The sequence below is a fragment of the Lactobacillus ultunensis DSM 16047 genome (assembly GCF_001436305.1).
Taxonomy (GTDB): domain Bacteria; phylum Bacillota; class Bacilli; order Lactobacillales; family Lactobacillaceae; genus Lactobacillus; species Lactobacillus ultunensis.
In genome coordinates this window covers 12,551-27,479 of record NZ_AZFO01000027.1, presented here as the reverse complement: position 1 = coordinate 27,479, position 14,929 = coordinate 12,551, and the positions used below count along the sequence as shown (strand labels likewise).

The following is a 14,929-nucleotide window of genomic DNA, read 5'->3' as shown; positions in this document are numbered from 1 at the left end:
CAGCTGCTCCACAAGGCGGTGCAGGTGCTTCAGGAATGTGTAATTGTAGTTCTTAGAAATATTGCTACTAGTAAGAACTCTCACTCTAGCTCAAATCCAAATAGATATTTAAAAACTTCGAAGTTGAAGAAAGTTCAGCTTCGAAGTTTTTCTTTGCCTCAATATAGTAGACGTGATATATTTTCTACATGAATAAGAAAAGTTTCATTGATAAGTACATCGACAAAAGGATTAAGGAAAATCCTAAATTAGCTAAAGGCTTTGAACAACAAGATTTAAACTTAAATGCTGCTGTTATGGTACGTGATATGCGTGATGATTTAGGAATGACGCAGAAAGAATTTGCTAAGTATGTTGGTAAACCACAATCAACTATTAGTAGAATTGAATCAGGTTCTATGAACGTAACCGTAGGTTTGCTAAATGAGATAGCTACTGCAACCAAAATTAAGTTCAGTAGAAAATAAATGTTAAAAAGGCTTCAAAATTGAGTAAGGAAGTTCAATTCTAAAGCCTTTTTGTTTCTGGAACTAATTAATTAATTCTTCGTTTGCTTGTTGTTGAATATAAAATATTTGTTTGTCTAATTGGTCATTAGCCAGAGCTTTATTAATAGCATAATCAAGATAAGAATATACATCATTAAAATTCTTGAATTTAGGTGTAGACCAACCATTTCGCATAATTTTGTCTAGCTTAGTTGTGGTTAAATTACTTTGCTTATCATTATTTAAAACTCTTTGCATTTTAGGATTTAGTACTACTGATGGTAAAGCTGAACAACCTTTATTGACAGTCATAGCTTTTTGCTGAATTTTTTTGTTAATACATAGCATTTTAAGTAATTTCCATGCAAGATTAGGATTATGGGCTTGTTTAGCAATAGCAAACATTGCAACATCTACATGTGTTGCTTTGGCTTGAAAAATCTGGGGCATTTTAAGGCAATTCCAAGTAATATTCTTATTGTTAGTAGTTACGTAATATGGGTAAGAAGTATATGTACGATATTGAGCTAAAGTCATAGGGGTAAAAGCAACTTTTCCTTTATCAAATGCTTGTCTACTATTGTTTTTGTTTGTTTGCTCAATGGCTTTTAAAGATTCGATTAGGTTAAATCCCTTGATAGCAGATGGACTAGTTAATTGAATAGGATTATCTTTATTCTGATTAAATTTAAAATTGTAACCTAAAATAGCATTACTCCAAGTATAATTTGAAGTTATTCCTAAATCAGAGTTTTTCTTTTTAGAATTAGATAAAGAAAGACAGATTCTTTTTAGGTCTGATGGTGTCCAATTAAAAGATGGAATTTTTATATTGTTTCTAAGAAGCACCTTTTTATTCATAACCATAAATTGCGGATTTGTTTGAAAAGGTAAAGCATATTGTTCATTGTTTAATTCTCCAGCTTTAAGTGCTACGGGATAAAATATTTTATCTGATATTTTATCTCTATTCATATATCCGGCTAGATCTTTAAATTCGCCATTGTTAGCTAGTAAATTAAATGAATCATCAGGTACTATCATTAAATCAGGACTATTGCCTTGCACAATTTTTTCGCTTAACCAATTACGGTAATCTGCTTTTGAAATTCCATTTTCATAGTTAATTTGTATATCAGGATGTATCTTTTTGAACTCTTTAATAGCATAATCGATTACTTGATACTGATGGTTATCAGACATATTCCACATGCTACCAGTATAGATACCAATAGTTAAAGTATGATTGATTTTCCATATATGATAACTGAAGCCAATTCCGGTACCTAGCAATAATAGTGAAATACTTAAATAAAAAATAGTTTTTTTTATCTGCAATTTCATGAATCAAAATCCTTATTAATTACACCTTTTTGAACAGCCCAAATTGCTAACTGAGTTCTGTCTCGAAGTTGAAGACAGCTAAGAATCTTAGAAATATAATTTCTGACGGTACCTTCTGATAGAAATAACTTTTGGGCAATTTCTTTGTTAGTACGTCCTAAACCAACTTGCTGAATAACTTGCCATTCACTTTTGCTTAAATTTTTAACTTCATTAGTATTTACAGAAATAGCATAATTGCTTTGAGCCATTTTGGAGAATAATTTAAAAACTTTTCCTGCAATATTTGGATTAATCATTGCTCCACCGGCATTGACGGTGTCGATTGCTTTATAAAGTTCTTGTGGAGATGCTCCTTTCAATAAATAACCAGATGCTCCATATTTTAAGGCACTAAAAATAAAATCATCATCGTCAAAGGTGGTTAAAATAATAACTTTGATATCAGGGTATTTTTCTTTAATATGTTTAGTACATACTGTTCCATCCATTACTGGCATTCGAATATCCATTAATACAATGTCGGGTTTGTTCTTTTTAATGCTTTCTAATGCTTCTTTGCCGTTTTTTACTGTATCAGTAACAGTATATTTAGGATTAACTTCAAGAATAATTTTGATTGAATCTTTTATTAATTCTTGATCATCAGCTATTAGAATTTTAATCATTTATATTACTCTCCTTGGGAATTAATACTATAGTTGTAAATCCTACTTTACCATCAAATTTAATTTTTCCGCCAATACTAGAAACTAAGTCCTGTAAGTAAGTTAAGCCAATGCCAGGTTTAAAATCGGGAGCATTACGACCATTATTGTGAATAACTAATTGATAATAATTCTCTTTCATACTACATATGACAGTTATTTCTTTAGCATGACCATGCTTTAAAGAATTAGTAATGGTTTCTTCAATGATATGAAAAATTACGTCTTCCGTAGTTTTTTCTAATTTTTCTGCGTCCCAATTATATTCTAAAGTAATTTGTAAATGGGAAATGGTTTGAAATTCATGAAGTAACTCTTCTAAAGCTGCTTTGAAAGTATAGTTGTCCAATGCGCCAGGGCGAATTCTGTTTAAAGATTTGCGAATATTTATTAATCCATCTTTAACGGATCCTGACACTTTAGTTAGTTGCTTTTTAGCAGCATTAGGATCTATATCAACTAATACAATCGCAGCATCTAAACCAACGGCAAAACCAGTTAGTGTATGCCCAATTGTGTCATGTATATCTCGTGCTAATCTTTCGCGATCTTTGTCGTGAGAGATATGTTCAGTTAAATCAGCCATTGACTTGAATTCTTTACTGATTTCAAGCTTGTTTTTAAGTTCTTGTTCACGTGAGCTTAAATATTGAGCATAGAAGAGCAGAATTACAATAAAAAGCATTAGGTTTGTAAGAGAAAGAAAACTCCTAATAAAAGAGAGCATAGAACCAGTTGATTGAGGTAAAAAAGCAATGTAAGAAGATAAACTAGGTGCTTTAATGAAATCATTAATTAAATTTTGATCAGATAAAGAAAATAAAATTAACAACATAAAACCGGCTAGCAACCAAAATTTATATTTATTAAATTCCACTTCGTCTTTATTAGTAAGAAAAAGGTTAATGAAAACTAGTAAAAAAATTCCATTGTACGACATGTTTAGTATGAAAAATATTGCAAGAGCTAAAATTAGTTCAAATATTAATATGCAATTATTAGCTAATTTTGAAAAAGCTTTAATTTGTCTAACAATAATTGTTGTAGCTAGGACAAAAAATAAAATTAAACTCTTTATAAAAACTGACATAGGGTTTGAAGGAATAGAATTCAGTTTTGTTAAAAGCTGATAATCTAATTGATTTTCGCTAATATAACGACTTAAAAATAGGAATAAAGAGCTGTTAAATAAAACTGCGATAAAATTAATTCCTAACAATAAATTTCTTAATTTAATAATTTGATGGAATGTCATTATTGCCACCCACTTATATTATGTTGAGTCAAATTCTTTTGATTGATTAAATCAACTGGAATAATAATTTTCTTGGGAACTTTCTTGTTTTCGATTAATCGATAAACAACTTTAGTCGTAACTTTTCCCATTTTTAAAGGCGATTGAGCAACAGTAGCTTTTATATTAGGATTGATAGAAAACATTTTTTTCATATTTTCGGATCAATCAACACTATATACAAAAACGCGGTGAGGATATTTAGTAGAGTCAAGAGCAGCAAGTGCTCCAATAGCAGCTCGATCGTTTAAAGACATAATTATATTAAAGCTTGTACCTTCTTTTATTGTTTTAGTTACGAGTGGTAGGGACGTTTCTGATTGTCCATATGTATTGAGTCGTTTAACTATCTTGAAATTTTTAGCATATTTACTTTTGTGAATTGTATCTGTAAATCCTTTGATTCTTTCTACTCCAGAGATAGCAGATTTATGTTCTAGAAGTAAAATTTTGCCGTGTTTTCGTTGGGATAATAGATATTTAGCATCAAGTTGTCCAGCATGATAATTATCAGATTCGATAGTACAATCAATATATTTTGAATTTTTAATAGGGCTGTCTACTACAATGATTTTTATCCCAGCCTCTTTGGCTTCTTTAAGAGCTTTATTTAACTGTGAAGATTTTCCATTAACTGGATTAATAATAATAGCTTTAACGCCTTTTTGAATAAAAGAATGAATTTCCTCAATTTGTTTTCGTTGATTTAATGCTGGATCTCGGCTTAATAAGAGATCATTTTTATTATTAATTTTATTAGCTATTTGTTCATTTAGAATGGGATAAAATTCATTGTTCATTGTCATATAAGTGGCACCAATTTTTATCGGTGTACGGTGCCCTATATGAAAAAAGTAGAAAAATAGTGTAAGAACTATAAGGGCTATTGTTGCTAGTAGTTCGATAAATAAATATTTATTTAATGTATAGTGTTTCTTTTTCATAATCATTCTCTTTTTTTAATTTTACTACGAAAAAATATATCAATATTATAGTTAATCTTTGAAATGTGACAAATGTCATATAAAAATTTCAAGTATGAGTTACATTTGACACTATGTAAGCGCTTGTTTAAATGATAAATTTACATTGTAAACAAACGAGAGGAGAAAAAGTATGAAATATCTAATCATGGTTTCTCATGGTCGCTTTGCAGAGGGAGTCAAAACTTCTTTAGAAATGTTTGCAGGGGATGCCAATGATCGAGTATTTGCTTTATGCTTGCATAATGGTAAATCTGCCGATGATTTCAAGAAAGAAGTAGAAGATTTTCTCGATAAACACAGCTTTAAAGATAATGATGAATTTATCGTATTGGCTGACATTATCGGTGGAAGTCCTTTGACTACTTTCCTGAATGTCTTTTCAGAAAATGGTCTTTTAAATAGAGCTGTTGTCTTAGGTGGCATGAACTTTACAATGGCTTTAACTGCTACAGTTTCTCTGGACACAATGGATAAGGAAACAATTGCTAAAACGGCTTTAAGTGAAGCTAAAACCGCTGTTCAACAATATGAGATTCCATCATCTGAAGACAATGATGATGACGATGATATTTAAATCTTAGGGGGTAAAAATTATGTCAGTTTCATTAGTTAGAATTGATGATCGTATGATTCACGGTTTAATTACCACTCGTTGGGCAAAGGAAGTACCCTGTGATGGTATTATCGCTGTTAATGATAAAGCTCATAACAATGCTATTTTGAAAGAAGCTTATAAATCAGCAGCTGAAGGTCAAGGTAAAAAATGCTTTGTTTGGACAATGGATCATTTTAACAAAGTAAAGGATAAGGTATTAGCTTCTAAAACCCGTTACTTCTTAATTACCAAGAATCCACTTGATATGAAGAAGATTTTGGTTGATTGGGATTTTGTCCCTAGTGATGTAAAGGAAGTAGTTGTTGGGCCAGGTAACGATCGTCCTGGTGCAATTAAATTAGGAGATAACCAATCCTTTACTAAAGAGGAAGGTGCAGCCTTTGAAGCAATGGCAGAAAAGGGTTATAAGATTCACTTTGCTCTTCTTCCTGATAAACAAATTGGTTACTGGGATAAATGCAAGAGTAAGTTTGGCTATTAATTAATAATCTTTTTGAAATAAAAAAGAGGGAGATAAAAATGACAATAAGTTGGTTACAAGCCTGCATTTTGGGTTTATTTGCTTGTTTATGTTCCAACTCATGTATGGCCGGTCAAGCAGTAGGTAACTACACTATCGGACGTCCTTTAGTTGGTGGACTCGTATGTGGTTTGATTTTAGGTAATGTTCCTTTAGGTATTGCTTGTGGTGTTGCTACGCAGCTTGTTTATATTGCTTTAGTTACCCCAGGTGGTACAGTTGCTGCTGATGTTCGTGCAATTTCTTACATTGGTATTCCTTTAGCCATGGTTGCTATTAGTTCACGTGGACTTAATCCATTTAGTAGTGATGCTGCTAATATGGCTAAATCATTGGGTACATTAGTAGGTACTGTCGGTTCAGTATTGTTCTACGCCGTTGCCTTTATGAACTTGATTTGGCAAGCCTTTGGTTGGAAAGATATTGAAAGAAACAAACTAAATAGATTATATGGCGTTGACTTTGGTTGGCCATGGATTTCACACCTTTGCTTCTCATTTATTCCAACTGTAATTATGACTCACTTTGGAGCTCAAGCTGTTACTGCTTTACGTACTGCTTTGCCTATGGATGGTATTCCAATGAAAACTTTGTTCACTGTGGGTGCTATGCTTCCTTGTGTTGGTATTGCTATCTTACTTCGTCAAATTGTTAACACTTCAGTTGACTTTATTCCATTTTTAGTTGGGTTCACTTTAGCCGCTTCATTACACCTAAACTTAGTTTCTATCACTATTATTTCATTGCTCTTCGCAATGATCTTTTATGAAATTGAAATGTTTGGTGCTAAGAATGATAATCACAGCGGTGAAACTGCAAACGCTTCAGCCTCAGACACCGATGATGATGACGATGAAGAAGAGGAGGATATCTAATTATGGACACAGGTAACGAAAAAAAGATTAGTAAGAAAACATTAAATAAATCTTTTAACTTGTGGTTCTGGGGAGCTTTAACTTGTTTCTCACAGGAACACATGCAGACATTTGGATACTTAGCTTCAATGCTTCCAATTATTAAAGAGCTTTATCCAAATAAAGAAGAACAGCAGAAAAACATTCATGCTTATACTGCCTTCTTTAATACTAACCCTATGTTAGGTTCAGTAATTATTGGTACCACTGCTTCAATGGAAGAGGCTCGTGCTAATGGTAAAGGTATTGATGGTGAAACCATTAACGATATGCGTGCCGGGTTGATGGGACCTATTGCTGGTATTGGTGACTCATTAATTGATGGTACTTTAATTCCTATTTTGCTTGGTTTGGCATTAGGTATGTCACAAAAAGGTTCACCGATTGGAGCAATTTTCTACATCGTTGTTTGGGATTTAATCGCATACTTCGGTCAACGTTTCCTTTACTTCCGTGGCTATAAATTAGGTGATAAGGCTGTATCAATTTTAATTGGTAAACAAGGTAAAGCTATTCGTCATGCTATTTCAATTATTGGTGGAATGGTTGTCGGTGGTGTTTTGGCAAGTTGGGTAAATGTTACTACCTCACTTCAATTAAAAGATTCTACTGGTAAGGTTTTCTTAAACTTACAAAAACAGTTAGATAGTATTTTCCCTGGCTTGTTAACTGTTATTGTAACTTTGCTTTGCTGGTGGTTAATGGCTAAAAAGCATGTATCAGCTATTTGGACAATGATTATTTTAATTGTTGTTGCACTTCTAGGTGTATTAGTTGGATTCTTCAACCCAGGTTTGAAATACTAATTTTAGAAAGGATTATCTAAAATGACAATTGAGGAAATGCAAAATGGATATAAAAAAGAAGTAGCTTATCAAAAGCATATGCTAAGAAACTTGGGTTATTGGTTTCAACTTTTCCTTACTACCAGTGCGATAGGTTTAGTATTAATCTATTATTTTTATAAATCTACTTTGCTACTCTTTGTCATAGGAATAGTTCTTATGATTGTTGGTGTACTAGGGATGCTAATCTTTGGTTATGCTTCCTGGCGAGGACGAAAAAATGTTTCTCTAGTCATCAAAGATTATGAAAATAAAATAGCTGAAATCAAAAAAATTAATCGGAATGCAGGTGGTACAGCGAAAATTAAATATAGATAAAAATGAATCATCTAATCTTTCTCTAGATATAAAAAATTAACGTAGAATAATTTATTGTTGAATTATTCTTATTCTCATAAATCTAACGTAAAAACTTCGAAGTTGAAGAAAGTTCAGCTTCGAAATTTTTCTTTTATCTTCCTTTATAGCGTATAATATTTAACAGTTACTCTAGATGAAACATAGAAAAGAGATTACATGGCTAAAGCAAGTACGACTCCTATGATGGAGCAATATTACGAAATTAAAAAGCAATATCCAGATGCCTTTCTTTTTTATCGCGTCGGAGATTTCTATGAACTTTTTGAAGACGATGCGGTTAAAGGCGCACAGATTCTTGAATTGACTCTAACACACCGTTCAAATAAAACTAAGAATCCAATTCCAATGGCCGGAGTTCCTCACTTAGCTGTGGATACCTATGTGAATACTTTAGTTGAAAAGGGATATAAAGTTGCCCTTTGTGAACAACTAGAAGATCCTAAGAAAGCCAAAGGTATGGTTAAACGGGGAATCATTCAACTGGTAACTCCTGGGACTATGATGAGCGAAGGTCCTAATGATGCGAAGGATTCTAATTATTTAACTTCTGTAGTCACTACTAAAAGTGTCTTTGGTTTAGCTTACAGTGATTTGTCCACAGGTGAGATTTATGCTACTCATTTGAAGAGTTTTGAAGCCGTTTCTAATGAACTCTTGTCTTTGAGAACACGGGAAGTTGTGTATAATGGGCCGTTAACTGAACAAAATAAAGACTTTATGCACAAGGCAAATATTACTGTTTCTGAGCCTACGCCAATTGAGGGTGAACATGCAGAAATCTCTTATGTTGAACAAAATTTGACCAATAAAGCAGAAAAGGAAGCAACTAAGCAATTAGTTGGTTACTTGCTTTCCACCCAAAAGAGAAGTTTGGCCCACTTGCAGATTGCTAAGAGTTATGAAGTAAATCAATATCTGCAGATGTCACACACCGTGCAGAATAATTTGGAACTAATTGCGTCTGCTAAGACTGGCAAAAAGATGGGTTCGCTTTTCTGGGTGCTTGATAAGACTCACACCGCGATGGGTGGGCGTCTACTTAAGCAATGGCTTGCTCGACCACTACTTAATGTTGATGAAATCAATCATCGTGAAGAAATGGTGCAAGCTTTGCTTGATGGCTACTTTACGCGAGAAAACGCTATTGATGCCCTTAAAGGCGTCTATGATTTGGAACGGTTAACTGGTCGGATTGCCTTTGGTAATGTTAACGCGCGTGAGTTATTGCAATTATCACGTTCTTTACAAGCTGTACCGGTTATTTTGGATGCTTTGAATCAATCAGATAGTGATGTGCTTGAAGATTTTGCCAAAAAGATTGATCCATTAAAAGGCGTTGCTGAAATGATTTCCACGACCTTGGTAAAAGATCCACCATTGTTAACCACTGAGGGTGGTTTAATTCGTGATGGCGTTGATAAACAGTTGGATCGTTATCGAGATGCGATGAATAATGGTAAAAAGTGGCTTGCTCAAATGGAAGCTGATGAACGTCAAAAGACCGGTATTGAGAACTTAAAAGTCGGCTACAATAAAGTCTTTGGTTACTACATTCAAGTTTCTAACGGCAATAAGAGCAAGGTGCCACTTGATCGGTATACTCGTAAACAGACCTTAACTAACGCTGAACGTTACATTACTCCAGAATTGAAAGAGCATGAGAATCTGATTTTGGAAGCGCAGACGCGTTCAACTGACTTGGAATATGACTTGTTTGTTAAATTGCGTGAAGAAGTCAAAAAGTATATCCCGGCTTTGCAAAAATTAGGCAGTCAGTTAGCTGCTCTAGATGTTTACTGTGGTTTTGCGACAGTTGCCGAGCAGAACAATTACTGCAGGCCGCACTTCCATACTGATAATCAAGATATTGATGTTGTTAATGGTCGTCACCCGGTTGTGGAAAAAGTAATGACTGCCGGTTCATACATCCCTAATGATGTCAAAATGGATACCGGTACCGATATTTTTCTAATTACCGGACCAAACATGTCAGGTAAAAGTACGTACATGAGACAAATGGCATTGATTGCGATTATGGCGCAGATTGGTTCTTTTGTTCCTGCTGATAGTGCTGATCTGCCTGTCTTTGATCAAATTTTTACTAGAATTGGTGCAGCCGATGACCTGATCTCTGGTCAAAGTACTTTCATGGTCGAGATGAGTGAAGCTAATGATGCCTTGCAATATGCGACTAAGCGTAGTTTGGTTCTGTTTGATGAAATCGGTCGTGGTACTGCCACTTACGATGGGATGGCTTTAGCTGGTGCGATCGTTAAATATTTGCATGACAAAGTTGGCGCTAAGGCACTCTTTGCGACCCACTATCATGAATTAACAGATTTGGATGAAACCCTGGACCATTTGAAGAATATTCACGTTGGAGCTACTGAAGAAAATGGTAAGCTAATTTTCTTGCACAAAATTTTACCAGGTCCAGCAGATCAAAGTTACGGTATTCACGTTGCTCAATTAGCAGGATTGCCACGTGCAGTTTTACGGGAAGCTACTAAGTTATTGAAACGATTAGAAGCTCAAGGTAGTGAATTAGCTCCAGTGAGTCAACAATTAGATTTATTCGCAGAGCCTGTGGAAAACACTGACAATGAAGAACAAACACAAAATGACAAGCCAGCAATCACTGATGCCGAACAAGATGTGTTAGATGATATTTCTAATCTCTATTTAGCCGACAAAACGCCACTCCAAATTATGCAAATGGTAGCGGATTGGCAAAAAGATCTAAAGGATGACAATTAATTATGCCCAAAATTCATGAGTTATCTGAGACATTAACCAATCAAATCGCAGCGGGGGAAGTTATTGAACGTCCTGCCAGTGTGGTCAAAGAATTGGTAGAAAACTCGCTGGATGCAGGTGCGACTCGAATCAGAATTGACTTTGTAGATGCTGGTTTAAAGCAAATTGTAGTCCAGGATAATGGAACGGGAATTGCTCGAGATCAGGTAGATTTAGCTTTTACTCGGCATGCAACAAGTAAGATTAGTAATGAACATGATCTGTTTAAAGTAGCGACATTAGGTTTCCGTGGTGAAGCTTTGGCTTCAATTTCTGCAGTTAGTCATGTGGAAATTTTAACAGCAACTGAAGGAGCAATTGGTGTTAGAGCAACATTTAGTGGTGGCAATAAAAAAGGACAAGAGGATGCTGCTGCTAGAAAAGGAACTAAGATTACTGTTCGTGATCTATTCTTTAATACGCCGGCACGGCTTAAATATTTACGGAGTCCACGGACTGAAATTATGAAAATTGTGGATATTATTAACCGACTAGCATTGGGTTATCCACAAGTTTCCTTTACCTTATCGAATACGGGCAAAATTTTGCTCAGAACGACAGGTAATGGCAATTTAAAGCAGACTGTTGCTAATGTTTATGGTCGTCATATTGCTGAAGGGATGGAAAATTTCTCTACTAAAGATAATGACTTTAAAGTTTCTGGTCTGATGTCGAAGCCTGAATTGACACGATCTACACGTAATTTTATTTCAATTTTGCTTAATGGCAGATATATTAAAAACTTTCAACTTAATACAGCTATTATGGATGGCTACGGTTCCAAATTAACGGCTCGGCATTATCCGATTGTAGTTGTGTCTATCAAAGTGGATCCTTTATTGGTTGATGTCAATGTGCATCCCACTAAACAAGAAGTTCGTCTGTCAAAAGAAAAAGAGTTAAGTCGTTTGATTACCACTGCTATTAGTAATGCACTTGTGGAAAAAGTTGAACAAACTGATGCTTTTGCTAATTTAGAGAATAAGCGTGAAACATTGGTTGATCAATTGCAACTTAATCTGAATCAAGATGTGGTAAATACAGCACGTAAAAAAATACCAGAAGTGCATGATCAGGCAGATAAACCTGAATTTTTAACCACAAAGCCTGAAGAAAACAAAGCAACTGAAACTAAGTCAGATGCACAATATGTTGATCTCAATAAACCACGTGAAGATGATAAATATATTATTACGAAAACTTGGGATCAAAATGTATCACGGCAACAACAGTTAACGCCATTTAGTTCTTCGGTGGCTGATCAAGAAGTAATTTCAAATGGGGATGAAACTTTAGCCAATAACTTGCCTAGATTAGCTTATGTTGGGCAAACCGATACTTATATCATTGCAGAAAACAATGGCGATCTATTTTTAATTGATCAAGTAGCTGCGCGCAGACGATTGCAATTTGAAAAAACTTATCAAATGATTGCAGCTAAGAAGATAGTTCAACAAGGTTTGCTGACACCGATTGTGCTAGAATTTGGTAATTTGGATTTTATTCAAATTAAAGATAAGATTGATCAGATCAAGCAAATCGGCATTCATTTAGAGGATTTTGGTCAAAATAGTTTTATTGTACGCTCATATCCTACTTGGATTCAGAATAATGTTGAAGAGACCATTCGCCAAATTTTAGATGGTTATTTAAATTTGGATAAAGGTAAATCAAATAACTTATTTAAACGAGTAGCGGCTTTAGAAGCAAAAAAAGCGATTAAGGGTAAAATCCAATTATCAGCCGCTGAGGCTAAACAAATTTTGACAGATTTGCGTAAAACTACTGATCCATATCATGACGCATCTGGACGCATTATTTTGGTACGAATGAGTCAAAATGAATTGAGAAAAATGTTCAAAAAGGATGATTAAATGTACGAATATTTTGAAGGCGTAATTTCTGTAATTACGCCTAGTTATGTGGTAGTTGATGTTAATGGCGTAGGCTATAAGGTTTATAGCCCAACGCCTTTTGCCTATAAACAAGGACAAAAGGCTAAGGTTTATATTGAACAGGTTGTGCGTGATACTGGCATTACTTTGTATGGTTTTCAAAGTCAAGATGATAAAGGGCTGTTTCTTAAATTATTAAGCGTTAGTGGCATTGGTCCTAAAAGTGCAATGGCTATTATGGCAGCTGAAGACAGCAATTCCTTGGCTGAGGCCATTGAGCAGGGAGAAGTCAAATATTTAACGCGATTCCCAGGTGTTGGTAAGAAAACTGCTTCACAGATTGTTTTAGATTTGAAAGGCAAGCTGGGTGATTACGTTGCTCGTCTTGATCGAACGGATAGCGGCGAGGAAATTTCACCGGCATTAAACGATGCACTTTTAGCTTTGATCGCTTTAGGGTATACACAAAAGGAAGTAGATCGTATTACGCCAAAACTTGAAAAAGTGGATGCGGATACTGCTGATCAATATATTAAAAAAGGTTTAGCATTACTGCTTAAAAAGTAGTTCTTGTTATAATAGTAAAGATACAAGTTCAATTGATGATTTAGTAAGGAAGTGAAACTGTTGACGCAGCAAGATGATGCAGTAACTTCAGGTCAAATTGAAAATCCTGAAGAAGAAGAAATGGAATTATCTTTAAGACCGCAAACTTTGAGCCAATATTTAGGCCAAGAGCGCGTCAAAAAGGAAATGTCCATTTATATTAAAGCCGCCAAACAACGTGATGAGGCATTAGATCACGTTTTGCTTTATGGGCCACCAGGTTTAGGTAAAACGACTTTAGCATTCGTAATTGCTAATGAGTTAGGTGTCCATTTAAAGAGTACAAGTGGTCCAGCTATTGAAAAAGCGGGCGATTTAGTGGCGCTTTTGTCTGACCTTGATCCGGGGGATGTCCTGTTTATTGATGAAATTCACCGTTTGGCTAAGCCGGTTGAAGAAGTACTTTATTCTGCAATGGAAGACTATTATATCGATATTGTAATTGGCGAAGGACAAACTACGCACGCTGTGCATGTGCCGCTTCCACCATTTACTTTAATTGGTGCGACGACCTTAGCAGGGCAATTGTCAGCTCCATTGCGTGATCGTTTTGGTATTGTTGAGCATATGCAATACTACAATGTAGATGAGCTAGAAAAAATTGTTCAACGATCAAGTGACGTTTTCCATACCTCAATTGCACCGGAAGCTGCTCATGAACTAGCTCGTCGCTCTCGTGGTACTCCCCGTGTAGCCAATCGTTTATTGAAACGAGTACGTGATTTCGCGGAAGTTAAGGGAGAAAGAACAATTTCTTTAGCCACTACCGAAAATGCACTTAAGCAATTACAAGTTGATGATGAAGGATTAGATCAAACTGACCGTAAGCTCTTAAGGACAATGATCGAAGGCTATAATGGTGGCCCTGTCGGCATTAGAACTTTAGCTGCAAATATTGGTGAAGATATGGAAACAATTGAGTCGCTTTATGAACCATATTTACTTCAACATGGCTTTATTTTGCTTACGCCACGTGGGCGGATGGTAACGGATAAAGCATATTTGCAGTTAGGTTTGCCTGTTCCAGATGATAAATAGTGTAATTTTCTGTATAATGGATATATTAATTCAAGATATCCAATAATTTTATGAGGTGAAAAATTTGAATACTTTATTTTTAGCAAATGCTGGCGGTGCTGCTGGTAACAACTGGTTAATGATTCTTTTGTTCATTGTTTTGATTGGTTTTACTTACTTCGGCATGATTCGTCCTCAAAAGAAGCAACAACAACAAAGATTGCAAATGATGGACAAATTGAAGAAGGGTGACGAAGTCATTTTAGTTGATGGATTACACGGTAAGATCGATAAGATTAACAGTGACAAGACCGTAGTTATCGATGCCGATGGTATTTACTTAACTTTTGAAAGAATGGCTATTCGTCGTGTAATTCCATCTGCTGCACCTAAGGCTGAAGAAACCACAGCAGAAAAGACAGAAAAACCAAAGCCAACCGATGAAACTAAGACTGATTCTTCTGCAGATAAAACTAACGAGGACAAGTAGTCTAAATATCAAATGGCGCCAATTTTGGCGCTTTTTGTTTTGCTTCAAAAC

16 protein-coding genes are annotated in these 14,929 nt (G+C 34.9%); 11 read left to right on the top strand and 5 right to left on the bottom strand.

All coding sequences use genetic code 11. The features are described 5' to 3' along the window. Positions 1-188 precede the first annotated feature (188 nt). Positions 189-467, top strand: a complete 279-nt coding sequence (locus FC57_RS08005) for a helix-turn-helix domain-containing protein (RefSeq protein ID WP_007126907.1) — start codon at positions 189-191, stop codon at positions 465-467. A gap of 63 nt (positions 468-530) precedes the next feature. Here FC57_RS08005 and FC57_RS08000 read toward each other — a convergent pair whose 3' ends face one another. The 5 genes from FC57_RS08000 to FC57_RS07985 are packed head-to-tail and all read right to left on the bottom strand — an operon-like array spanning position 531 to position 4,777. Beyond that, positions 531-1,832: an ABC transporter substrate-binding protein gene (locus tag FC57_RS08000; protein WP_007126908.1), complete on the bottom strand. Its 1,302-nt coding sequence runs from the start codon at positions 1,830-1,832 to the stop codon at positions 531-533. Further along, positions 1,829-2,500, bottom strand: a complete 672-nt coding sequence (locus tag FC57_RS07995) for a response regulator transcription factor (protein WP_007126909.1) — start codon at positions 2,498-2,500, stop codon at positions 1,829-1,831. The genes FC57_RS08000 and FC57_RS07995 overlap by 4 nt, the downstream gene beginning before the upstream one ends. Beyond that, positions 2,493-3,794: a sensor histidine kinase gene (locus tag FC57_RS07990; protein WP_007126910.1), complete on the bottom strand. Its 1,302-nt coding sequence runs from the start codon at positions 3,792-3,794 to the stop codon at positions 2,493-2,495. Before FC57_RS07990 ends, FC57_RS07995 begins: the two co-directional genes overlap by 8 nt. After that, positions 3,794-3,979 (bottom strand): hypothetical protein, encoded by a 186-nt coding sequence (locus FC57_RS11295; RefSeq protein ID WP_236695717.1) that lies wholly within the window; start codon positions 3,977-3,979, stop codon positions 3,794-3,796. Before FC57_RS11295 ends, FC57_RS07990 begins: the two co-directional genes overlap by 1 nt. Positions 3,980-3,997: 18 nt before the next feature. Further along, positions 3,998-4,777, bottom strand: a complete 780-nt coding sequence (locus tag FC57_RS07985; RefSeq protein ID WP_236695716.1) for a substrate-binding domain-containing protein — start codon at positions 4,775-4,777, stop codon at positions 3,998-4,000. A 172-nt stretch (positions 4,778-4,949) separates the two neighbouring features. Between FC57_RS07985 and FC57_RS07980 the strand changes: the two genes are divergently transcribed. From FC57_RS07980 to yajC, 10 genes are all read left to right on the top strand, one after another. Beyond that, on the top strand, positions 4,950-5,393 hold the full coding sequence (locus FC57_RS07980) for a PTS sugar transporter subunit IIA (RefSeq protein ID WP_007126913.1): 444 nt from the start codon (positions 4,950-4,952) through the stop codon (positions 5,391-5,393). 19 nt (positions 5,394-5,412) lie between these two features. Further along, positions 5,413-5,916: a PTS sugar transporter subunit IIB gene (locus tag FC57_RS07975; RefSeq protein ID WP_007126914.1), complete on the top strand. Its 504-nt coding sequence runs from the start codon at positions 5,413-5,415 to the stop codon at positions 5,914-5,916. A 38-nt stretch (positions 5,917-5,954) separates the two neighbouring features. Then, positions 5,955-6,830 (top strand): PTS mannose/fructose/sorbose/N-acetylgalactosamine transporter subunit IIC, encoded by an 876-nt coding sequence (locus FC57_RS07970; protein ID WP_040530045.1) that lies wholly within the window; start codon positions 5,955-5,957, stop codon positions 6,828-6,830. A gap of 2 nt (positions 6,831-6,832) precedes the next feature. Next, on the top strand, positions 6,833-7,675 hold the full coding sequence (locus FC57_RS07965; protein ID WP_007126916.1) for a PTS system mannose/fructose/sorbose family transporter subunit IID: 843 nt from the start codon (positions 6,833-6,835) through the stop codon (positions 7,673-7,675). Between the two features lie 21 nt (positions 7,676-7,696). Further along, positions 7,697-8,032: a hypothetical protein gene (locus FC57_RS07960; RefSeq protein ID WP_007126917.1), complete on the top strand. Its 336-nt coding sequence runs from the start codon at positions 7,697-7,699 to the stop codon at positions 8,030-8,032. Positions 8,033-8,254: 222 nt separating this feature from the next. Next, positions 8,255-10,831, top strand: a complete 2,577-nt coding sequence (gene mutS / locus FC57_RS07955; protein ID WP_148449497.1) for a DNA mismatch repair protein MutS — start codon at positions 8,255-8,257, stop codon at positions 10,829-10,831. A 2-nt stretch (positions 10,832-10,833) separates the two neighbouring features. Then, positions 10,834-12,744, top strand: a complete 1,911-nt coding sequence (gene mutL / locus FC57_RS07950) for a DNA mismatch repair endonuclease MutL (RefSeq protein ID WP_007126919.1) — start codon at positions 10,834-10,836, stop codon at positions 12,742-12,744. After that, complete coding sequence (ruvA, locus tag FC57_RS07945; protein ID WP_007126920.1) at positions 12,745-13,332, top strand: Holliday junction branch migration protein RuvA; 588 nt, start codon at positions 12,745-12,747, stop codon at positions 13,330-13,332. Between the two features lie 60 nt (positions 13,333-13,392). Next, the gene (ruvB, locus tag FC57_RS07940) at positions 13,393-14,409 is read left to right on the top strand and encodes a Holliday junction branch migration DNA helicase RuvB (protein ID WP_040530048.1); all 1,017 of its coding nucleotides are present in this window, start codon (positions 13,393-13,395) and stop codon (positions 14,407-14,409) included. A gap of 64 nt (positions 14,410-14,473) precedes the next feature. Continuing rightward, positions 14,474-14,878, top strand: a complete 405-nt coding sequence (yajC, locus tag FC57_RS07935; protein ID WP_040530051.1) for a preprotein translocase subunit YajC — start codon at positions 14,474-14,476, stop codon at positions 14,876-14,878. Positions 14,879-14,929 lie beyond the last annotated feature (51 nt).